This is a genomic window from Bradyrhizobium sp. 190 (assembly GCF_023073415.1).
In the GTDB taxonomy this organism is placed as follows: domain Bacteria; phylum Pseudomonadota; class Alphaproteobacteria; order Rhizobiales; family Xanthobacteraceae; genus Bradyrhizobium.
The window spans coordinates 1-22,099 of sequence record NZ_JADPJL010000028.1; the positions used below are offsets into that span (position 1 = coordinate 1).

The 22,099-nt window shown below is 64.2% G+C and carries 19 protein-coding genes and 1 pseudogene; 13 read left to right on the plus strand and 7 right to left on the minus strand.

Features of this window, described 5'->3' with window-relative positions; all coding sequences use genetic code 11:
* On the minus strand, positions 1-324 hold a 324-nt coding region (fabA, locus tag IVB22_RS18410; protein ID WP_247518720.1), incomplete at its 3' end, for a bifunctional 3-hydroxydecanoyl-ACP dehydratase/trans-2-decenoyl-ACP isomerase.
* Between the two features lie 332 nt (positions 325-656).
* On the opposite strand from fabA, the gene irrA reads away from it, so the two are divergent.
* Positions 657-1,148, plus strand: coding sequence for an iron response transcriptional regulator IrrA (gene irrA, locus IVB22_RS18415; RefSeq protein WP_057844747.1), 492 nt, complete (start codon positions 657-659; stop codon positions 1,146-1,148).
* A 144-nt stretch (positions 1,149-1,292) separates the two neighbouring features.
* On the opposite strand, the gene IVB22_RS18420 is transcribed toward irrA, so the two are convergent.
* On the minus strand, positions 1,293-1,817 hold the full coding sequence (locus IVB22_RS18420; protein WP_247518721.1) for an SH3 domain-containing protein: 525 nt from the start codon (positions 1,815-1,817) through the stop codon (positions 1,293-1,295).
* 347 nt (positions 1,818-2,164) lie between these two features.
* Between IVB22_RS18420 and IVB22_RS18425 the strand changes: the two genes are divergently transcribed.
* On the plus strand, positions 2,165-3,166 hold the full coding sequence (locus IVB22_RS18425) for a D-glycerate dehydrogenase (RefSeq protein WP_247518722.1): 1,002 nt from the start codon (positions 2,165-2,167) through the stop codon (positions 3,164-3,166).
* Positions 3,167-3,307: 141 nt separating this feature from the next.
* Here IVB22_RS18425 and IVB22_RS18430 read toward each other — a convergent pair whose 3' ends face one another.
* Entirely contained in the window at positions 3,308-4,228 is a 921-nt protein-coding gene (locus IVB22_RS18430) for a LysR family transcriptional regulator (protein ID WP_247518723.1), read from the minus strand.
* A 119-nt stretch (positions 4,229-4,347) separates the two neighbouring features.
* Between IVB22_RS18430 and IVB22_RS18435 the strand changes: the two are divergent.
* Positions 4,348-5,351, plus strand: a pseudogene (locus IVB22_RS18435) (aldo/keto reductase).
* A 36-nt stretch (positions 5,352-5,387) separates the two neighbouring features.
* On the opposite strand, the gene IVB22_RS18440 reads toward IVB22_RS18435, so the two are convergent.
* The gene (locus tag IVB22_RS18440; RefSeq protein WP_247518724.1) at positions 5,388-6,191 is read right to left on the minus strand and encodes a molybdopterin-synthase adenylyltransferase MoeB; all 804 of its coding nucleotides are present in this window, start codon (positions 6,189-6,191) and stop codon (positions 5,388-5,390) included.
* Between the two features lie 125 nt (positions 6,192-6,316).
* Here IVB22_RS18440 and IVB22_RS18445 point away from each other — a divergent pair, with 125 nt between their 5' ends.
* Positions 6,317-7,690: a serine protease gene (locus tag IVB22_RS18445; protein WP_247518725.1), complete on the plus strand. Its 1,374-nt coding sequence runs from the start codon at positions 6,317-6,319 to the stop codon at positions 7,688-7,690.
* A gap of 155 nt (positions 7,691-7,845) precedes the next feature.
* On the opposite strand, the gene ggt is transcribed toward IVB22_RS18445, so the two are convergent.
* Positions 7,846-9,525 carry a gamma-glutamyltransferase gene (gene ggt / locus IVB22_RS18450; RefSeq protein WP_247518726.1) on the minus strand — a complete coding sequence of 560 codons (1,680 nt, stop codon included), beginning with the start codon at positions 9,523-9,525 and terminating at the stop codon, positions 7,846-7,848.
* A gap of 245 nt (positions 9,526-9,770) precedes the next feature.
* On the opposite strand from ggt, the gene IVB22_RS18455 reads away from it, so the two are divergent.
* Positions 9,771-10,541 (plus strand): ParA family protein, encoded by a 771-nt coding sequence (locus IVB22_RS18455; protein WP_247518727.1) that lies wholly within the window; start codon positions 9,771-9,773, stop codon positions 10,539-10,541.
* 81 nt (positions 10,542-10,622) lie between these two features.
* Here the strand turns inward: IVB22_RS18455 and IVB22_RS18460 are convergent, their stop codons facing one another.
* Positions 10,623-11,189, minus strand: a complete 567-nt coding sequence (locus IVB22_RS18460) for a GNAT family N-acetyltransferase (protein ID WP_247518728.1) — start codon at positions 11,187-11,189, stop codon at positions 10,623-10,625.
* Complete coding sequence (gene mutM, locus IVB22_RS18465) at positions 11,177-12,082, minus strand: bifunctional DNA-formamidopyrimidine glycosylase/DNA-(apurinic or apyrimidinic site) lyase (RefSeq protein ID WP_247518729.1); 906 nt, start codon at positions 12,080-12,082, stop codon at positions 11,177-11,179. Before mutM ends, IVB22_RS18460 begins: the two co-directional genes overlap by 13 nt.
* Positions 12,083-12,162: 80 nt before the next feature.
* Here mutM and ubiE point away from each other — a divergent pair, with 80 nt between their 5' ends.
* From ubiE to IVB22_RS18505, 8 genes are all read left to right on the plus strand, one after another.
* The gene (gene ubiE, locus IVB22_RS18470; protein ID WP_247518755.1) at positions 12,163-12,924 is read left to right on the plus strand and encodes a bifunctional demethylmenaquinone methyltransferase/2-methoxy-6-polyprenyl-1,4-benzoquinol methylase UbiE; all 762 of its coding nucleotides are present in this window, start codon (positions 12,163-12,165) and stop codon (positions 12,922-12,924) included.
* Positions 12,921-14,495 (plus strand): 2-polyprenylphenol 6-hydroxylase, encoded by a 1,575-nt coding sequence (gene ubiB, locus IVB22_RS18475; protein WP_247518730.1) that lies wholly within the window; start codon positions 12,921-12,923, stop codon positions 14,493-14,495. Before ubiE ends, ubiB begins: the two co-directional genes overlap by 4 nt.
* 56 nt (positions 14,496-14,551) lie before the next feature.
* The gene (coaBC, locus tag IVB22_RS18480) at positions 14,552-15,991 is read left to right on the plus strand and encodes a bifunctional phosphopantothenoylcysteine decarboxylase/phosphopantothenate--cysteine ligase CoaBC (RefSeq protein ID WP_247518731.1); all 1,440 of its coding nucleotides are present in this window, start codon (positions 14,552-14,554) and stop codon (positions 15,989-15,991) included.
* Positions 15,988-16,446, plus strand: coding sequence for a dUTP diphosphatase (gene dut, locus IVB22_RS18485; RefSeq protein WP_247518732.1), 459 nt, complete (start codon positions 15,988-15,990; stop codon positions 16,444-16,446). The genes coaBC and dut overlap by 4 nt, the downstream gene beginning before the upstream one ends.
* A gap of 172 nt (positions 16,447-16,618) precedes the next feature.
* A complete protein-coding gene (locus IVB22_RS18490) occupies positions 16,619-19,138 on the plus strand; it encodes a PAS domain-containing sensor histidine kinase (protein ID WP_247518733.1) in 2,520 nt (839 codons plus the stop codon).
* Entirely contained in the window at positions 19,135-20,655 is a 1,521-nt protein-coding gene (gene tsaE / locus IVB22_RS18495; RefSeq protein WP_247518734.1) for a tRNA (adenosine(37)-N6)-threonylcarbamoyltransferase complex ATPase subunit type 1 TsaE, read from the plus strand. The genes IVB22_RS18490 and tsaE overlap by 4 nt, the downstream gene beginning before the upstream one ends.
* A gap of 90 nt (positions 20,656-20,745) precedes the next feature.
* Positions 20,746-21,069, plus strand: a complete 324-nt coding sequence (locus IVB22_RS18500; protein WP_214488096.1) for a PilZ domain-containing protein — start codon at positions 20,746-20,748, stop codon at positions 21,067-21,069.
* 140 nt (positions 21,070-21,209) lie between these two features.
* On the plus strand, positions 21,210-21,932 hold the full coding sequence (locus IVB22_RS18505; RefSeq protein WP_247518735.1) for a nucleotidyltransferase family protein: 723 nt from the start codon (positions 21,210-21,212) through the stop codon (positions 21,930-21,932).
* Positions 21,933-22,099 lie beyond the last annotated feature (167 nt).

The window sequence follows — 22,099 nt, forward strand, 5'->3', positions numbered from 1 at the left end:
GTCATGCCGGGCTGCCTCGGCCTCGCCGCCGACCCAGCCGAGGTAGAAGCCGACCATCTGCCACATCGCGTCGAGGCCGAGGCAGCCCGGCATGACCGGGTCGTTCTTGAAATGGCAGCCGAAAAACCACAGGTCCGGCTTCACATCGAGTTCGGCCCGAATCAGCCCCTTGCCGAACTCGCCGCCTTTCTCGGTAATTTCCGTGATGCGGTCGAACATCAGCATCGGAGGCAGCGGCAGTTGCGCATTGCCGGGGCCGAACATTTCGCCGCGACCGCAGGCCAGCAAGTCCTCGTATTCGTAACCGCTGCGCCGTTCCAGCATCGTGTCCAGCCTCTCTTAAATGTCCCGATAGAGCGCTTTTGAGCGAACCGGACCCGTTTCCCCACGGGAGAACACTTGTTTCCCGCAAATAGGCGCTATTTGGGTGCTATCGGCATTAGCCTCTGCCGAAATCGCATATGTGGTCCGCGCGCTCTGTAACATAGGCATTGGGGCCCGGCAAAGCACTGGAACGGGCTAAAACGTTCTGTTTGTACGCTGGTTCCTCTTTAACCTTGGGTGGGTTCTAGTTGCGAAAAACTTGCATCTACCTGATTTCCTTTTATATTGGGCAAGATTATTGCCAGAGTTAGAGCGTGGTGCCCGAAGTGGAAATGAACGACCAAGCCTCACCCCTGAACGACGACGGTATCGATCCGGCCGCCCGCGCCGCCGGACATCAGCCGGCGTTGACCGGCTGTCCCTGGCACGACGTCAACGAAATGCTGCAGGCCGCCGGTCTTAGGCCGACCCGCCAGCGCATGGCGCTGGGCTGGCTATTGTTCGGCAAGGGCGCCCGCCATCTGACCGCGGAAATGCTGTACGAGGAAGCGACGCTGGCCAAGGTCCCGGTGTCGCTGGCGACCGTCTACAATACGCTCAATCAGCTCACCGATGCGGGTCTCTTGCGCCAGGTCTCGGTCGACGGCACCAAGACCTATTTCGACACCAACGTCACCGCGCACCACCACTTCTATCTCGAGAACAACCACGAGCTGGTCGACATTCCCGATCCGCATCTGGTGCTGTCGAAGATGCCGGACGTGCCGGAAGGCTACGAAATCGCCCGCGTCGACATGGTCGTGCGCCTGCGCAAGAAGCGCTGATCTTCGCATAAAAAATTTGTGGATTCGTAGGGTGGGCAAAGGCGCGTTTGCGCCGTGCCCACCATTTTTGTTGTGCTCATAATGGTGGGCACGCTTCGCTTTGCCCACCCTACCAATTCAGCGGCGCTGCTCAGAGCGGAGAGCTCACTCCACCTTCTCATCCGCGTAGACGCCCCACAGCCTTTGCTGCTCGATCCAGCCGTCAAAGCCATTGCCGATCACGCGGCACCAGCCATTGGCGCATTTCTTGACCTGAGCGACGACGCCGACCTGCAGGCGGGCCGCAATCGCGCTGGTCGGATCGGGACGATCGTAGACCGACGCCAGTTCTTCCTTTTTCTTCATGGTGACGACCGCAGTGCGCCGGCCGGACAGCAGGGAGTGATAGACCCAGCCCTCGGAGCCCTCGGAATCGCGCACGCGGCGCCAATTCTCGAACTCGGCGGTGATTTCGACCGGCAGGCCTGAACGGGTATAGATCCAGGCGACATCGTTATCCTTGGTCGGACCGGCCCGGACATTCACATGGTCGGATTTCAGGCTGACATATCGCGGCACCGGCAGGCCGCTCGTGGTGGCCGAATCTTTGGCCGAAAATCCAGTGCTGACCGATGCCAAAAGCCAGCACGCCGCCAGCACCGCCACCGAACAGAAACGCCCCAACGCCATCAACCCGTCTCCTGCAGAGCCACCCGCAACTCGAATCTTTCGAGTTGAAACCGCCCGCTTACGCCCGAAAACCCCAGACCCCGTGCCCCGCAATGGTCGTGCCCGGATTTTCGACTTTCGAGGGGTTCTTGTCTTGGCCCGGCCTTCTGATAGAGAGGACGGAACGTCGAGAACAAGAACACCCGAATTTTCCGCTGAAAATCCGCGGCAAGTATTTGGGAACCCAAGGACTTACCTGAGGAAACGGCGGGACACCGGGACCGCGTGGCGTCAGCAGTGTCGAACAACCGGGTTAATGAGGTCTGAACGGCGAGCTCCGGCGAGCCATTGCCTCATGAGAGCAGGACATGTCGGTTAAGAAAAAACCTCTCGTCGTCGTCACCCGCAAGCTGCCGGACTCGATCGAGACCCGGATGCGCGAACTGTTCGACGCGACGTTGAACCTCGACGACACACCGATGACGCCGGAACAGATCGCGGACGCGGTCCGCACCGCCGACGTGCTGGTGCCGACCGTCACCGACATGATCAGCGAGGCGATCCTCAAAGATCCCGACTGCAAGGTGCGCATGATCGCCAATTTCGGCAACGGCGTCGACAATATCGACGTCACGGCGGCGCATGCGCGCGGCATCACGGTGACCAACACGCCGAAAGTGCTGACCGAAGACACCGCCGACATGACCATGGCGCTGATTCTTGCGGTGCCGCGGAGGCTGATCGAGGGCTCCACCATTCTGACCGAGGGCAAGAACTGGGAGGGATGGTCGCCGACCTGGATGCTCGGCCACCGAATCGGCGGCAAGCGGCTCGGCATCGTCGGCATGGGCCGTATCGGCCAAGCCGTGGCCCGCCGGGCGCGCGCCTTCGGGCTGCAGATCCACTACCACAACCGACGTCCGGTGGCGCCGCGCATCGCTGAAGAACTGGGCGCGACCTATTGGGAAAGCCTCGACCAGATGCTGGCGCGGATGGACATCATCTCGGTGAACTGTCCGCATACGCCGGCGACCTACCATCTGCTGTCGGCGCGGCGGCTGAAGCTGATCCGAAAAGACGCCTATATCGTCAACACCGCGCGCGGTGGGGTGATCGACGAGGACACGCTGATCAAGCTGATCGAAGCCGGCGACATCGGCGGCGCCGGTCTCGACGTCTACGAGCACGAGCCCGCGGTCAATCCGAAACTGGTGCGGCTGGCCAAGGCCGGCAAGGTGACGCTGCTGCCGCATATGGGCTCGGCGACCATCGAAGGCCGTGTCGAGATGGGCGAGAAGGTAATTATCAACATCCGGACCTTCCTCGACAACCACAAGCCGCCGGACCGCGTGCTGCCCAGCATGCTGTAGGGGTCGTCCCGGCGAACGCCGGGACCCATACGCCGCGGCGGTTGTAGGTTACAGAAGGTATCGGATGCCTGTGCCAAACCGAGGAGCCGCGGCGTATGGGTCCCGGCTCAAGGCCGGGACGACGATGGATTGGTTGCGCGGCTACGGTTTATTGCTCTTCCGCCGCTCCCGCTTGCGCCATTCCGCGACGAAGGCGACGAACGCGGCAAGCGCCGGCGGCGGCTGGCGACGGCTCGGGTAATACAGAAACGGTCCCGGAAACGGCGCGCACCAATCGTCGAGCACGCTGACCAGCGCACCCGATTTGATGCCGTAGCGAACGTAACCCTCGAACGTCATCCAGAAGCCGACGCCGTCATGCACGGCGCGCAACGCCAGGCCGAGATAGGTCGCAATCAATTTCGGCGGCGGTGAGACCTTCACGACGCGGCCCGCCTTCTCGAATTCCCAATCCAGCATCGCGCCGCTGCCGAAGCGGGTGCGGATGCAGGAATGCTCCAGCAGGTCCTTCGGATGCTTCGGGCTTCCGTACCGCGCCACATATTCGCGCGAGGCCACCACCGCGTAGCGCTGCGGCGCACCGAGCGAGACCGCGATCATGTCCTGCGCCAGATGCTCGCCATAGCGCACGCCGGCGTCAAAACCACCGGCCACGATATCGACGAACGAGCTCTCGCCGACGATCTCCAGATCGATCTTGGGATAGGCTGCAAGAAACGGGGCGACCATCGGCGCCAGCACCAGATCGATCGCCGGCGGTGGCGCATTGATGCGCAGGCGCCCCGACGGAACGGCTCGCAAGCCGCGCACCTGATCGAGCGCCGCGCCGACATCCGACATGGCAGGGCCGACACGGGCCAGCAACAATTCGCCGGCTTCGGTGAGGGCTACGCTGCGCGTGGTGCGGTTCATCAGGCGGACGCCGAGCCGCTCCTCCATGTCGCGCAGCCGCTGGCTGAGGCTCGAAACGGAGACGCCCTGCTCTGTCGCGGCGCGACGGAAATTCCGGGTGCGCGCCACGGCGACGAACGCATCGAGGTCGCGGAGGTCGAAATTCTTCATTGTTCGATATACTGAACAAGCTATTTATGATTGTCCAGCTTATCGCTTCAGCTGGGAGGGTTCATATCAGCCTCGTCATCACGGCGCGTAACGCCCCACCGATTTCGAGGAGAACCATCATGGAAAAACGCAAACTCGGCACTACCGGCCCAACCGTCTCGGCCATCGGCCTCGGCTGCATGGGCATGTCGGATTTCTACGGCCCGGCCGACCGCAGCGAGAGCATCGCCACCGTCCACGCCGCGCTCGATGCCGGCATCACCCTGCTCGACACCGGCGATTTCTACGGCATGGGCCACAATGAGATGCTGATCCGCGAAGCGCTCGCCGGGCGCAACCGCGACAATCTGCAGATCAGCGTGAAGTTCGGCGCGCTCCGCGATCCCAACAAGGGCTTTCTCGGCTATGACAGCCGCCCAGCCGCGATCAGGAATTTTGTCGCCTATTCGCTGCAGCGGCTCGGCGTCGACACCATCGACATCTATCGGCCCGCACGGCTTGATCCGGATGTACCGATCGAGGAAACCGTCGGCGCAATGGCCGACATGGTGAAGGCCGGCTGGATCAGGCATATCGGCCTTTCCGAAGTCGGCTCCGACACCATTCGTCGGGCGCACGCCGTGCATCCGATCGTCGACCTGCAGATCGAATATTCGCTGCTCGCACGCGGCATCGAGAACGACATCCTGAAAACCTGCCGCGAGCTCGGTATCGGCATCACCGCCTATGGCGTGCTGGCGCGCGGCCTGATCAGCGGTCACTGGACCAAGGATCGTTCCGGCGCGCAGGATTTTCGCAGCCTAAGCCCACGCTTCAGGGCGCCAATCTCGACGCCAATCTGATGCTGGCGAACTCGTTGCAGCGGATTGCCGACGATGTCGGCGCTTCGTCAGCGCAGGTCGCCATCGCCTGGGTCGCAGCGCAGGGCAGCGATATCGTGCCGCTGGTCGGCGCGCGCCGCCGCGACCGTCTCGCCGAAGCGCTGGGTTCACTCGAGGTGGAGCTGACGCCGGCTCATCTGGCCGCACTTGCCGAAGCGTTCCCGCCGGGCGTGGCCGCGGGCGCGCGCTACCCCGAGGCGCAGCTCGCGCATATGGACAGCGAGAAGCGCGTCGGAGCGTGAGGCGGTCGGGGCCTAACCGACGCTGGCTCGGGGACACTACGCCGCGTAGCCGCTCAAATCAGTGATCGTGGGCGTATCGCCGTTGAGCGGATTGGCCGGATCGCGCGCGTAGCGCAAGGTTTCGAACCGCATCGCGCGCGCGTCCACCATCACGAGCCGGCCGACCAGACTCTCGCCAAAACCGACGATCTCGCGGATCGCCTCCAGCGCCATCATCGAGCCCAGCATGCCCGCCAGCGCGCCCATGACGCCGGCCTCCGCGCAGGCCGGCACGGTGCCGGGCGGCGGCGGCTCGGGAAACAGGCAGCGATAGGTCGGATTGAACTCGCCCTGCTCGTTGCGCTCATGGGCACGGATCGTGGTCAGCGATCCGTCGAACATCCCCAGCGCCGCCGTGATCAGCGGCTTGCCAGCAAAGAAGCAGGCGTCGGACACCAGATAGCGCGTTTCGAAATTGTCGGAGCCGTCGAGCACGAGATCGTAGCCGCCGATCAGCGACATCACATTCTTTGCATCGAGACGCACCGCATGCGCCTCGAAGTGAACATGCGGATTGAGGGCGTGAATCACTTCGGCGGCGCTGTCGACCTTGCGCCGTCCGATGTCGGGCGTGGTGTGGATGATCTGCCGCTGCAGGTTGGACAGCGAGACGATGTCGTCATCAACCGCGCCGAGCGTGCCGACGCCGGCGGCCGCCAGATACATCAGGACCGGCGCGCCGAGACCGCCGGCGCCGATCACCAGCACGGACGCCTCCTTCAGCGCGGCCTGCCCCGGGCCGCCGACTTCGCGCAGCACGATATGGCGGGCGTAGCGTTCGAGTTCGTCGGCCGTCAGCATGGTCGCACTACCTCAATCAATCCCCTGAACCAGGGCGCGGTTGTTGCCGACTAAGCAGATGTGCTTAATTGGCGGGACGTCAATGAGCGCTCCCTATTCCACTCCGGCATTCTCCTGGATTTGTCATGAGATCGGTGCTTTCGGCAACATTGATGATGGCGGCCTGGGTTTTTGCGGCCTCGCACGCACAGGCGCAGATGACGCCGCCCTCCACGGCCGGCGCCAAGGTGAAACCGGTGACAACGGTGCCGATCCGTCCCGCGCTGCAGAAGCCAGAGGACACGGCCAAGGCGTTGGGGCAGGCCGAGCGGCTGGCGCTGCAGTCGGACCTTGCCTGGGTCGGGCAGTACAACGGCGCCATCACGGGCGACGTCAGCGAGCGCATGGTCAATGCGATCAAGGAATTCCAGAAATCCCGCGGGGCCAAGCAGACCGGCGTGCTCAATTCGCAGGAGCGCGGCACCTTGGCCGACACCGCCAAGAAAAAGCAGGAGAGTGTCGGCTGGAAAATCGTCACCGATCCCCTCACCGGCGTGCGGCTGGGGATCCCCACCAAACTGGTGCCGCAGCAAGCCAGCGACGCCAACGGCACCAAATGGACTTCGCCAACCGGCACGATCCAGATTCAACTGGCGCGGCGCAAGGAAGCCGGTGCCGTCACGGCAAAGCTGGCCGAGCGCGAAAAGAAAGAGCCGGGGCGCAACATCGACTACACCGTGGTCAAGCCGGACTTTTTCGTGCTGTCCGGCCTGCAGGGCCTGAAGAAATTTTACCTGCGCGGTACGTTCAAGGGCGACGAAGTCCGCATCCTCACCATCCTCTACGATCAGGCGACCGAGAATACCGTGGAACCGATCGTGATCGCGATGTCGAGCGCGTTCAATGCGTTTCCGGCGGCGGCGCAAACGGCGGGACCTCCGCCGCGCAAGACCGTGGAATACGGCACCGGCGTCGTCGTCAGTGACGATGGCGCGATCATCACCGACCGCCAGATCACCGACGGCTGCCTGATGGTCGCCATCGCTGGCTTTGGCAATGCCGATCGCGTCGCCGAGGACAAGGCGCACGATCTCGCGCTGCTGCGCATCTATGGCGCACGCGGACTGAAAGCGCTCAATCTCGCCAACGCCGCCACCAAGACGGCGCTCGACCTCACCGGCATTGCCGATCCGCAGAACCAGGGCGGCGGCGCCGTGGTGACCAGCGCCAAGGGTTCCGTGGCCCAGCTTGGCAGCGGCAGCGATATCGCGCTGACGCCCGCGCCGGCGCTCGGCTTTTCCGGCGCACCCGCGCTTGACGGCGACGGCAGGTTTGCCGGCATCGCGTTGCTGAAGCCGATTCAGGTAGCGGGGCCTACCAATGGCGTCCCCGCGGCGCAGGCGGTGCTGGTGACCGCCGAAACTCTGCGGGGCTTCCTCAAGGCCAATGGCGTGAATGTGGCAGGTGAATCGACCGACGCGAAGGCGTCCGTGGTTCGTGTGATCTGCGTAAGGAAGTAAGGCCACGGCCGTCGTCACCCGCCTTGTGCGCAATTGCGCACTGGGGCGGGTGACCCAGTATTCCAGAGACGTTCGTGATAGACCCGATAGGCCGCGGCGTACTGGATACCGCCTTCGCGGGTATGACAGTCTTTGGTGCGGCTGGAGTACGGCTCTCAGCTCAACCCAAACCTCACGCCGGCACGCGCTAACCCGCCGGCGATGCCTATCGGCGTCCCGTCCGCGCGCCAGCAGGCCGCGCCCGACATCGTCCCGTCCTCGTGAAACTGGATCGCGTTCATGCCGCCGGCAACCGTCGGCACGGCCAGCACCTTGTGACCTATCGCGACAAGTTTGGCGCGAACATCGTCGGGCACCGCGCGTTCGACTTCGAGCGCATTGCCTTCGGTCCACACCCGCGGCGCTTCGACCGCCTCCTGCAGGCTCATGCGGTGGTCGATCAAGTTGATCAACGCCTGCATCGCGCTCGGAAAGATCCGCTTTCCCCCGGGCAGGCCGAGCGCATAGACGAGCTTGCCGCCGCGAAGCGCCATCATCGGCGACATCGAGGTGGTGACGCGCTTGCCCGGCGCCAGCGATAGCGCATGGCTGGGGCGCGGATCGTAGAGGTTCATGTAATTGTTCGGGATGGCGCCGAGGCCGGGAATCAGGATTTTTGCGCCGAACAGATTGTTGATGGTCTGCGTGGTCGCGACCACATTGCCGAACCCATCCGCCGCCGTCATGTGGGTGGTATCAGCACTTTCGAGCTGCGCCACGCCGGCGCCCCATGCCTGCGCACGGTTTGGATCGATCGCGCGGCGGCGCTCGTCGGCATAGGCCTTCGAGATCAGGCGTTCGACCGGCACGTTGATGAAGTCAGGATCACCGCTGGCGGCGGCGCGGTCGGCGAAGGCGATCTTGAGCACCTCGGCAAGATAATGGATCGTGGCGGCGGAGCCGAAGCCGAGCTTTGCGATATCATAGCCTTCGAGAATGTTGAGCATTTGCGCGATGTGCACGCCGGAAGCCGCGGGCGGCGGCGGGCCCAGAATTTCCCAGCCGCGATAATCGGCGCGGATCGGCTGGCGCTCGACGGTCCTGTAGGTCGCCAGATCCTCGCGGGCGATGAAGCCGCCGTTCTTCTCCATGTAATCGACGAGAATGTCGCCGAGCCGCCCGTGATAGAGTGCCGCTTCGCCATGCTGCGAGATGTAGCGCAGCGTCTCCGCATATTCCGACTGCAGCACGCGCTCACCGGCTTTCAGCGGCATCCCCTTGGGCAGGTAGATCGCCGAGATGGCCTTGTCCTTGAGCATCTCCTGGGCGCTGTCGGAAATGCATTCATGCAGATAGGGCGTCACGGCATAGCCGCGTGAGGCATGCCTGATCGCAGGCTGCATGACGTCGGCGAGCGACATGGTGCCGAACCGCTGCAGCGTCTCGCACCAGGCTTTCAGCGAGCCAGGCACGGCGACGGCTTTCGGGCCGTTGAGATTTTCATCGCCCACGGTATCGAACACGTCATGCGCCGAGCCGGGCTTCGAGGTGTAGGTATCGGGCCGGACCGCCAAGGGCACGGTGCTCTGGCCGTCGATGAAGCGATGGCTGTCGTCGGCCAGCCGGATATGGGCCATGCCGCCGCCGATGATGCCGACCATCATCGGCTCGACCACCGTCAGCACGAACAGCGTCGCGATCGCCGCGTCGATGGCGTTGCCGCCGGCCGCCAGCATTTCCGCGCCCGCGCTCGATGCCAGGGGGTGATTGCTGACCACCATGCCGCGGCTCCCCGTCGCCGGCTGCTTCTGACATTGAAAACCTGTGGCTGCGCGATCCCGCCAATGACCCGTCATGCTGTTTTCCCGCTTCTTGTTATGGTTTCATCGGGCGCAAATGCACCGCCCGGCAGTATTTGCCCGGATGACCACAATTCCAGAATCGGGCATCATTGCAAGCTGACTGATTCGGACAACCGCGATCCCCCTACCTTTGGATCGGGCTGGGCACGTCTGAACGAGCGCGTAACTCGGCGTCGCAGAATGCGGCGCAGCTCGTGTGGCGTAACCCAAATGCCTGAAAGCCATCCAGAGGACGTGAAATGCAGACGATCGTATTGGCCACCCAGAAGGGTGGCTCGGGGAAAAGCACGCTTGCCATCGGCCTTACACTTGCCGCCATCCGGGCCGGCCATAATGTCCGCCTGATCGAGACGGACCCCCAGGGCACTGTTTCGAACTGGAAGCGCCGCCGTCCCTATGCCGCGCCGATCATCGAGCCGATCTACGCCGCCCGGGAGGTCGAACAGCGCCTGCAATCGCTCGCGCACGACGGCGTTACGGTGACGATCGTGGATACCGCCGGCGGCGAAAGCGCCGCGACCAATTCGGCCATTCGTTATTCCGACCTCTGCCTGATTCCGACGCGACCGAGCATCGCCGACATCGAGGCGACCGCCGCGACGCTCCGCGTCATCAGGGCCTGGCACAAGCCGTTTGCCTACGTCCTGAACCAGACCCCGATCCGGGCCGCGGCACGCCTCGCCGGTGCGGAAAATGCGTTGAGCAACGAGGCCGCGCTCGACATCGATGATATCGTTGCCAGACCCCTTATCGTGATGCGCAACGATCACCAGGACGCGCTGAGCGCCGGCCTCGCCGTCTGCGAACATGCACCGGGCGGCAAGTCCGCGGAGGAAATGCGCGCCCTCTGGCAGTGGACCGAATCGCGGCTGGGCAATGCGATTGCGGCTACTGACGAACCGATCATCGAGGAGTTCGTGGAAATACCCGCAATTATTCCCAAATGGGCTGCGCTCCCGTCTTTCGACACCGACAGCGCAGTCTTCCTGAGAACCCCGGCTCGCGTCTGATATCACGCTTCGCGCAAGGTAAATGCGCGAGGCGAAGGCGGAAGCAACCGGCCGCCAGCCCCGCCGGATTGCTTCGCTTCGCTATGGATTTCGACGCAGCCAGTTCTCCCGCGTCACGCGCCATTTTTCCGCGAGCGTCTGACCGCTATGATGGGCAAGCTCGATGTAGCCGACGAGTTCGGCGCCGGTCTTTTGCTTGACCCGGCGTGACGCCACGTTGGTCGCCGCATTGCAGGCGTAGAAGCTCTCGATCCCGAGCGTGCGGAAGGCAAAATCGTTCACTGCCGAGACGGCTTCGCTCATCAATCCCTGATTCCAATAGCGCTCCGCGAGCCAGAAGCCGCGGTTGCCTTTCGCATCGTCCGACCCGGGGCGAAAGCGAATATTCCCGATCGCCTCGCCATCGCCGCCGCGCAGCACCAGCATCCAATTATAGATCTCCTCGCCCGCGGCGACCTTCTCCAACTCCCTCGTAATGAAAGTCTCCGCGCCGTCCTCTGGATACGGCCAGGGGACAACCGATGCGAGATGCTGGATGATATTCCAGTTGTTGAAATGGCGCTGGATCGCGGGCGCATCCGACATTGCGAGCGGCCGCAAGATCAGGCGCTCCGTTTGCAGCGTCGGCGTGATGGTTATTTCTGGCATTTCGGGCACCAAAAGGTCGAGCGGCCGTTTTGAACGAAGCGCCGCACGATGCCGCCGCAGGCCTTGGTCTGGCACTTTTCGCCCTCGCGGTCATAGACCTGGAACGAGTGCTGGAAATAGCCGAGTTCGCCCGACGTCAGCCGATGATCGCTGATCGAGGAGCCGCCGGCCTTGATCGCCTGATTGAGCACCGAATGAATCGCATTCACCAGCCGCCCGGCGTGATCGGTCGGCTCGCCCCCGGCAACGCCCTTGCGTTGTCCGGCTTTGGTTGCCAGCGTCGCCGCCAGTCGCCGTGGCGACAGATGCGACCGGTACAGCGCTTCGCAGACATAGATATTGCCGAGGCCTGCGACCACGCGCTGGTCGAGCAGCGCGGCCTTCAGGCTGGTCTTCTTGTTGAAACACGAGCGCGCCAGCATCGCGGCGTCGAATTCGTTGCCGAGCGGCTCCGGGCCGAGGTCCTTCAACAGTGGTTCGTCCTCCAGCGCGTTGCGGGCGATGATCTTCATGTACCCAAAGCGGCGCGGATCGTTGAACACGACGGAAGCGCCCGATGACATGTGAAACACCACGTGATCGTGCGCGCGATCCTCGCTGCGCGGATGGTGGAATTGGCCCGGCGTGTTGTTATGGCCACCTTCCAGCACCCGGAACGAACCGGACATGCCCAGATGCATCAAGAGCACGTCGCCGGAGCCGAGATCCGCCATCAGGTATTTGGCGCGGCGGCCGAGACCGGTCACGGTCTGGCCCTCCAGCCGCGCGGTAAAGTCTTTTTGAAAGGGAAACCGCAAATCCTTGCGCCGGGCTTCCGCTTTGAGGATTTTCGACCCCTCCATGGCGGGTTGCAGGCCGCGGCGGACGGTCTCAACTTCAGGCAATTCAGGCATGCAGGCATTCACCTTATGGAGGTGACGTGATAGCGCCATTGCGGCCGGCGCGCTATGGTCGGCCGACGGAGTATGAGTTGATGGATCGGCCGGACCAAACCACCCATTTTGGCTTCAGGGACGTACCCCTGGGGGACAAGCAGACGCTGGTGAACGACGTCTTTCACAGCGTGGCCTCCCGCTACGACCTGATGAACGATCTGATGTCGGCGGGCCTGCACCGGGTCTGGAAGGACATCATGATCAATGCGCTCAATCCGCCGAAAACCGATGCGCCCTTTGCCCTGCTCGACGTCGCGGGCGGCACCGGCGACATTGCCTTCCGCGCCGCCGGGGCCGCGGGCGCAGGCTTCCACGCCACCGCCTGCGACATCAACACCGACATGCTCGAGGTTGGCCGCAACCGCGCGCTGGCGCGTCATCTCGACCACCAGGTTTCCTTCGTCGAGGGCAATGCCGAGACGCTGGCATTCGGCGACCGCAGCTTCGACGCCTACACCATCGCGTTCGGCATTCGCAACGTGCCGCGGATCGATACCGCGCTGCGCGAAGCCTATCGCGTGCTGCGGCCCGGCAGTAGATTTTTGTGCCTGGAATTCTCCACGGTCGACGTCCCCGGGCTCGACTGGCTGTATGATCAGTTCTCGTTCAAGGTGATCCCGCCGCTCGGCCGCGCCGTGACGGGCGATGCGGAGTCCTACCAGTACCTCGTCGAATCGATCCGGAAATTCCCCCGGCCCAATGTATTTGCCGAGATGATCCGCGCCGCCGGCTTTTCGCGGGTGAAGTGGGAAAGCCTCTCCGGCGGCATCGTGGCGTTGCATTCGGGCTGGCGTTTGTGATTTCTGCCGCGACCCACATCGCGCGGCTCGTCCGCGCCGCTTACGTGTTCGCGCGCGAAGGCGTGTTCGGCGTCGTCGATCCGAGCCTGGTGCCACCGCCCGGGCAGCTCGCGCTGCGGCTGGCGCGCCTGATCGAACGGCCCGGCGCCAAATCCGGCCCACGGCTGTCGCGCGCGCTGACGCGGCTCGGCCCCGCTTACCTCAAACTCGGCCAGTTTCTGGCGACCCGGCCCGACGTGGTCGGCGTCGCGATGGCGCGCGATCTGGAAGCCCTGCAGGACCGCCTGCCGCCGTTTTCGCAAGCCGAAGCCGAGGCCGTGATCGCCGCATCGCTGGAACGCCCTCTGGCCAAGGCGTTTGTCAGCCTCGGCCCGGCGGTCGCCGCCGCCTCGATCGCCCAGGTGCATCGCGGCGAGGTGGAGCACGATGGCGTACGCCAGCCGGTCGCCGTAAAAGTGCTCCGGCCCCATGTCGCCTCGCGTTTTCGCCGCGACCTCGGCGATTTCTTCTTCGTCGCGCACAATGCGGAAGCGCACTCGGCCGAAGCACGGCGGCTGCGGTTGATCGAGGTTATCAACACAATGTCGCGCTCGGTCGCGATGGAGATGGACCTGCGGCTGGAAGCGGCCGCTTTGTCCGAGATGGCGGAGAACACAAGCGACGATCCGGATTTCCGCGTGCCGACCGTCGATTGGGACCGCACCACCCACAACGTGCTGACGATGGAGTGGATCGACGGCATCGCGCTCAATGACCGTGCGCGGCTCGAAAAATCCCACGTCGACCTGCCCGATCTCGGCCGCAAGGTGATCCAGAGCTTTCTGCGCCATGCGCTGCGCGACGGCTTCTTCCACGCCGACATGCATCCCGGCAATCTGTTTCTCGATGATGCCGGCCGGCTGGTGGCGGTCGATTTCGGCATCATGGGCCGGCTCGGGCTGAAGGAGCGGCGTTTCCTCGCCGAAATTCTACTGGGCTTCATCACGCGCGACTACCGCCGCGTCGCCGAGGTGCATTTCGAGGCCGGCTATGTGCCGGGCCATCATTCGGTGGAGAATTTCGCGCAAGCCATCCGCGCCATCGGCGAGCCGATCCACAACCGCACCGCCGAAGAAATCTCGATGGCGAAGCTGCTGACCCTGCTGCTCGAGGTCACCGGCCTGTTCGACATGCAGACCCGGCCCGAACTGATCCTGCTGCAGAAGACCATGGTGGTGGTCGAAGGGGTCGCGCGAGGGTTCGATCCCAAGCTCGATATCTGGAAGGTCGCCGATCCCGTGGTGCGCGAATGGATCGAGCGCAATCTCGGGCCCATGGGGCGGATTCAGGGCGCGATGTCCGGCGCGGGCGAACTCGGCCGCGTGGCGGCGAGCCTACCTGCGATCGCTTCGCGGGCGGTTGCCGTGCTCGAAAACATGGAGAAGATGACGCGGGAGGGCCTGACGCTGTCACCAGAGTCGATTGCCGCCTTGGGCCGTGCCGAGGGCCGCAAGAGCCGCTGGCGGACGGTAGCGCTCTGGATCATCGCGGCGACCTTTATCGGAATTCTGGTGGCCATCCGGCAGCTATGATTGCAATGCCATCATGATATGATAGCATTGACTGCATACTATGCTGGAGGCCGCCCATGGCCAGCCTGACGATCCGAAAACTCGACGACGCCATCAAGTCCTACCTGCGGCTGCGCTCGGCCAAGAACGGCCGCTCGGTCGAGGAAGAAGTGCGGGTGATCCTGCGCGACTATTGCGAGGGGAGCCCGGCGCCAACAGCTTCATTGACCTCGCCGTCCGCTCCGACTGAACGGCCTGCTGTCGAGCGTGCAAACACCGCCGGCCAGGCCAGCGTCACCCTGATTATCGGCGGCGGCATCGCCGCCTTCAAATCGATGGAACTGATCCGGCGGCTGAAGGAGCGGCACATCGACGTCCGCTGTGTGCTGACCAAGGCCGCGCAGCAATTCGTCACGCCGCTTTCGGCCAGCGCACTGTCGCATGAGCGCGTCTATACCGATCTGTTCGACCCCGGCAGCGAATTCGACGCCGGTCACATCCGCCTCGCCCGCGAATGCGACCTGATCGTGGTGGCGCCGGCGACCGCCGACCTGATGGCGAAGATGGCGCAGGGCCACGCCGACGATCTCGCCAGCGCGATCCTGCTGGCGGCCGACCGGCCGATCCTGCTGGCGCCCGCGATGAACCCCCTGATGTGGAACAACGCCGCCACGCGACGCAACGTGCTGCAGCTTCGGCGCGACGGCATCCATATGATCGGCCCCAGCGCCGGCGAAATGGCCGAGTCCAACGAGGCCGGCATCGGGCGGATGTCGGAGGCGATCGAAATCGCTGCTGCCGCAGTCGGCATTCTCCGCCCGCCACGACCGCGTCCGCTCGCGGGCAAGCGCGTGCTGATCACGGCGGGACCGACACATGAGGCGATCGATCCCGTGCGCTATATCGCCAACCGTTCCTCCGGCAAGCAGGGCTTTGCCATCGCCGCTGCAGCGCAGGCTGCGGGCGCCGATGTCACGCTGGTCTCCGGGCCTGTCGAATTGCGCGATCCCGCTGGTGTGAACGTCATCCGTGTGGAATCGGCGCGCGACATGCTGCATCGGGTGGAAGCCGCCTTGCCGGCCGATATCGCGATCTTCGCAGCCGCCGTTGCCGACTGGCGCGTTGCCAATGAGGGCGAGCAGAAGCTGAAAAAGACCGCTGCCGGCATGCCGCCGCTACAACTGGTCGAAAACCCCGACATTCTCGCGACGATCTCGAAACTGAAAGACAAGCGCCCGCCGCTGGTGATCGGCTTCGCCGCCGAGACCGAGAATCTGATCGACAACGCCAAGGCCAAGATCGCGCGCAAGGGCTGCGACTGGATCGTCGCCAACGACGTCTCGCCCGCAACCGGCGTAATGGGCGGCGACCGCAACACCGTTCATTTGCTGACGCGCGACGGGAAGGATATCAGCGTCGACGACATCAAGGTTGATTCCTGGCCAGTGATGACCAAGGAACAGGTCGCGACCGAACTGGTAGCGAAGATTGCGAAGACCGTGGAGAAAAATTCGTGAGCGCGAACGTGAAAGTCGAAATCCGCCAATTGCCGCACGGCGAAGGTATCGCGCTGCCGGCGTATCAAAGCGCTGACGCCGCCGGGCTCGACCTGCTGGCCGCGGTTCCCGCGGACACGCCGCTGATCCTGCCGCCTGGAAGATATGCGATGGTGCCGACCGGACTGACGATCGCGCTGCCGTCAGGCCATGAGGCGCAGGTCCGGCCACGTTCCGGTCTTGCCGCCAAGCATGGCGTCACCGTCTTGAATTCGCCGGGCACGGTGGATGCGGATTACCGCGGCGAGATCAACGTGCTGCTCATCAATCATGGCGACACGCCGTTTCCGATCCAGCGCGGCGAGCGCATCGCGCAGATGGTGATCGCGCCGGTCGTGCAGGCGCAATTGGTTCCGGTGGTGTCGCTTTCAACAACCGATCGCGGCAGCGGCGGTTTCGGCTCGACTGGACGCTGAATCGTCGAGTAAAGACGACTCTCAACGGTAACTTGGCTGAATTCTTCACAGCCGAATTTGCGTTCACGGTCTGGACTCTTACCGGTCGAGTCCCGAAGGGGATACTCTCGACCCGATTCGTGTTCGGCGGGGATAGCGCCGGACCTGCAGTCGTGCGTTTTTGGGGCAAATAATGTTGGGCGTAGTCGCGGCGATGCGTCGAACCCTGCTGTCGTGCACCTCACTGGCGCGCCACGGCGCGATCGCGCTCGCCACTGCCCTCGCCGCCTCGCCGGAACCCGCGTTGGCCGCTGACTTGACCATCACACAGGCTATTTCCGCGCTACTCGATCTAAATCACCAGGAATTTGCGGCACTGACGACGTCGCTGTCGCTGCTCGGCTTTACCGTGGTGGCGGCGATCCTGGTGATGCGCACGCGCATCCGGGCCACCCGGATGGAACTCAACCTGCGCTCCGACATCGCCGACCTGCAGGTGCAGGCTGACCGGCTGCGCGCGCTGTTGTTTGCCGAACCCCAGATCCTGATCGCCTGGGCCGCGGGCGACAACCGGCCCCAGATCAGCGGCGACACCTCGCTGTTGATTTCGCAGGACGCGCAGTCGAATTCGCCGCAACGCATCCTCGCCTTTGGAACCTGGCTGCCACCGGAACCGGCGCTGCAGATGGACCATGCGGTCGACGCACTGCGCGAGGCCGGCGAAGGCTTTCTGCTCAATCTCTCCACCTCGAACGGCCGCGCCATCGAAGCGATGGGCCGCGCCATTGGCGGGCAAGCCATTGTGCGGATTCGCGAACTCGGCGGGTTGCGCCGGGACCTCGCCGAATCCAATCTCCGCTACAGGACGCTTCTGGAAGAGACCGAGCTGCTGCGCGACTTCGCCGCCGCGGTACCCTGGCCGATCTGGGCCAAGAGCGTCGAGGGCAATCTGCGTTACGCCAATGTGGCCTATGTGCGGGCCACCGAGGGCGCAAGCCTCGCGGATACGATCCACCGCAGCCTCGAACTGCTGGAGAACGACCAGCGTGCCGAGATGGGACGGGTGCTGAACGACAATGCCACCTTCAGCGCGCGGCTGCCGATCGTGGTCGGCGGCGAGCGGCGCATCTATGATGTTCAGGCGCTCAAGCTCAGCGGCGGCAACGCCGGCATCGCCATCGACGCCAGCGAGGCGACTGCGTTGCGCGACGCGATGGAGCGGATGGCGGAAGCCCATCGCCGCACCCTCGACCAATTGTCGTCGGGGGTTGCCGTGTTCGACGGCCAGCGGCGGCTTGCCTTCTACAACGAATCCTACCGGCGGCTGTGGGGCCTCGATCAGGCCTTCCTCGACTCCAATCCCGACGATTCAAGCGTGCTCGACCGGCTGCGCGCGGCGCGCAAACTGCCCGAACAGCCCGACTTCCGGGCCTGGAAGGCCAAGCTGCACCAAGCCTACCGCGCCGTGGAGCCGGAGAACTACACCTGGTTCCTGCCCGACGGCCGCGCCGTCAGCGTCGTTACCACGCCGAATCTTGAGGGCGGCGTCACCTACCTGTTCGACAATGTCACCGAGAGCCTCGATCTCGCACGCCGATACGACCGGCTGACCCGGGTCCAGCATGAGACGCTCGACAATCTCGCTGAAGCGGTCGCGGTGTTCGGCAGCAATGGCCGCGTGGAACTGTTCAATCCCGCTTTCGAGAAAATGTGGAAGCTGTCGGCGGAAGCGCTCAAGGAGCAACCCCACATCGAGACCGTCGAAGCGTGGTGCAAGCCGCTGTTCGACGACGCGCTGACCTGGCGGGCGCTGCGCGAGGCGATCACCGCGATCGAGAACCGGGCGCAGGTCGCGCTGAAACTCGAGCGCAAGGATGGCAGCGTGCTGGACTGCATGACCATGCCGCTGCCGGATGGCGCGACCATGCTGACTTTCCAGGACATCACCGACACCGAGAATGTCGAGCGCGCGTTGCGCGAACGCAACGAGGCGCTGGAAGCCGCCGACCAGATGAAGGTCGATTTCGTCCACCACGTGTCCTACGAACTGCGCGCGCCCCTCACCACCATCATCGGCTTCGCGCATTTCCTCAGCGATCCCTCGACCGGCCCGCTGACGCCAAAGCAGGCCGAATATCTCGACTACGTCACCAAATCGACCAACGCACTGCTCGCGCTCACCAACAACATCCTAGATCTCGCCACCATCGATGCCGGCGCCATGAAGCTCGAACTCGGCCCGGTCAATATCGAAAAAGCCATCCAGGCCGCCGCCGAAGGCATTCAGGACCGGCTGGCGACCGACCGCATCGAACTCCGGGTCGATATCGATCCTGATATCGGCAACTTCACCGGCGACGAGCGGCGCGTCGTGCAGGTGCTCTATAATCTGCTTGCCAACGCCGTTGGGTTCTCGCCGCACGATGCCGCGGTCACGATCAGCGCGCGGCGGACCGCGCATCGCGTGATCTTCATCGTCAGCGATTCCGGCCCCGGCATTCCGGCTGATGTGAAAGACAAGGTGTTCGACTGGTTCGAGAGCCACTCCCACGGCTCGCGGCATCGCGGCGCCGGCCTCGGCCTGTCGCTGGTGCGCTCCTTCGTCGAACTGCACGGCGGCAAGGTGCGCGTCGATTCGGTGGTGGGCAAGGGCACCACGGTCACCTGCGACTTTCCGATCGACCAGAACGCGCATCGCAACGCCGCCGAATGACAGCGCCCGCGACATTTACGGCAGCGCTTGCGAACGAGACGGCGACGGCGCATCTGATGGCCGACCTCGCGCTGCTGGTCGGTCCGGGCGACGTCATCACACTCTCGGGCGACCTCGGCGCGGGGAAGACGGCCGCGGCGCGGTCGATGATCCGCTATCTCGCCGACGATCCCGCGCTGGAAGTGCCGAGTCCGACATTCACGCTGGCGCAGAGCTATGACCTGCCGTTTCCGCTTCTTCACGCCGATCTCTATCGGATCAATGATTCGAGCGAGCTGGAGGAAATCGGATTGTCGCCGCTGCCGGAGGGCACGCTGGCGCTGATCGAATGGCCGGAGCGTGCAGGCGATGCGTTGCCTGAAGATCGTATCGACATCGCCTTCAGCCATCGCCCGGCGCTCGGGTCCACCGCGCGCGCCGCTGAAATCACCGGCTATGGCAAGGCGGCGGCGCAGGTGGCCCGATTGGAGGCGCTGCGCAAGTTTCTCGCAGATGCCGGCTTCCTGGATGCGGCGCGCGAGCGCATGCCCGGCGACGCCTCAACGCGCTCCTATGCGCGTCTGATCCGCGACGACGGCACGTCGATCCTGATGAATTCGCCGCGCCGTCCGGATGGGCCCGCGATCTATGACGGAAAATCCTACAGCGCGGCCGTCCATCTCGCCGAGGACGTCAAGCCGTTCGTCGCCATCGACAATGGCTTGCGCGCGCAGGGCTTCTCGGCACCCGCGATCCGCCACGCCGACCTCGATTCCGGTTTCCTGATCACCGAGGATTTCGGCAGCGCCGGCGTCATCGAAGGCGATCCGCCGCGACCGATCGTCGAGTGCTACGAGGCGGCGACCGATATGCTGGCGGAGCTGCACCGCAAAGCCTTGCCCGAAACGGCGCCGCTGGGGCCGCAGGGCTCATACCAAATTCCGGTCTACGATATCGATACATGGCTGGTCGAGATCAGCCTGATGCTCGAATGGTATCTGCCGGATCGCGGAGCCGAAGTCAGCCAGCAGCAGCGCGACGAGTTCGTCACGATGTGGCGAACGCTGCTGGAGAAGCCAGCGGCTGCGCCGCGAACCTGGGTGATGCGAGATTTTCATTCGCCCAACATCATCTGGCTCGGCGAGCGCACGGGGATCCTGCGCGTCGGGATCATCGACTTCCAGGATGCCGTGCTTGGCCCCGCCGCCTACGATCTGGTGTCGCTGCTGCAGGACGCGCGACTCGACGTTCCCGAACAACTCGAATTGACGCTCTTGACCCGTTACATCAAGGCACGCCGCGCCGCGGATGGTCAGTTCGATCCGGCCAGCTTTGCCGAGCTTTACGCCATCATGTCGGCGCAGCGGAATACCCGGCTGCTCGGCACTTTCGCCCGGCTCAACCGCCGCGATGGCAAGCCGCAATATCTGCGCCACCAGCCCCGGATCTGGACCTATCTGAACCGTTCGCTGGCGCACCCGGCGCTGGCGGCGTTTCGCGAATGGTATGCCGCCAACGTGCCGCCGCCGCTGCCCTGATTTACCTCCTGTTAGCCACCCCGCATTTAATCTGGAGCCGGCCATGCTGTGGAGGCATGGCGCATTCAGCTTTGACACGGGAAGACGGCCATGGCGGGGGCGGAACGTCGCAAGGGAGATCGAGTCGTATTCGAGCGCGGCTTTGCGGCGCACATGATGGGCATCGATGGCACCTGGCGGCGTGACTGCGTAATGGAAGACGTCTCCGAGACCGGCGCCAAGCTGACGGTCGAAGGTTCGGTTGAGGGTCTGCACTTGAAGGAATTCTTCCTGCTGCTGTCGTCCACGGGCCTAGCCTATCGGCGCTGCGAGCTGGCATGGGTCAATGGCGATCAGATCGGCGTCAACTTCCTGAAGCAGGGCGACAAGAAGAAGAAGGCGGCCAAGCGCGGGGCCGAGGACGCCGAAGTCTGAGATTTGGCCGCGCCGGCGGCCGTCGTACGGCCGTCATGTGCGGCCACTAAGGCCTCATGGTTGCTGGCTCAAGCTACTCGCCGTGGTATGATCCGCGGCCCGATTTGATGGTTCGAGAAATTCCAAGAGAAATCCCAGGAATGTCCGTTACGCCCACCAAAGCCATGGTCCTTGCCGCCGGTCTCGGTTTGCGCATGCGCCCATTGACCGACCATATGCCGAAGCCGCTGGTGCGCGTGGCCGGCCAGCCGTTGCTCGATCACGTGCTGGACAAGCTCGCTGGTGCCGGCGTCGGCGAAGCCGTGGTCAATGTGCATTACCTGCCCGACCAGATCATTGAGCATACGGCCGGTCGCGCCCTCCCCCGCATCATCATCTCCGACGAACGCGACGAGGTGCTTGGCACCGGCGGCGCGGTCGTGAAGGCGCTGCCCCTGCTCGGCACAGAGCCGTTCTTCCACGTCAACGCAGACACGATGTGGATCGACGGCGTGCGCCCCAATCTGGCGCGGCTTGCCGAAACCTTCGCCCCTGACCGGATGGACATCCTGCTCTTGATGGCGCCGACCACGAGCAGCATCGGCTATGCCGGCCGCGGCGACTACGCGATGCTGCCGGACGGCGCGTTGCGCAAGCGGCGCGAACACCAGGTGGTGCCGTTCGTCTATGCGGGCGCGGCAATCATGTCGCCCTCGCTGTTCGCCGATGCACCGGCCGGCGAGTTTTCGCTGACGAAAATGTTCGACCGCGCCAACGAGCAGGAGCGGCTGTTCGGCCTGCGGCTCGACGGCGTCTGGATGCACGTCGGAACCCCCGACGCGGTACAGGCCGCGGAAGAGGCGTTTCTGGAAAGCGTGGCCTGATTCCGCCGCGGGCTCGGACGAAAATCTCGAAAACAACCCCATGCAAAGTAGCTTCGTAGGGTGGGCAAAGCGCAGCGTGCCCACCATTCAAGGCACCGGTCGCGGATAGATGGTGGGCACGCTTGCGCTTTGCCCACCCTACTGTTTCGGTGACGACGGTGTGTAGT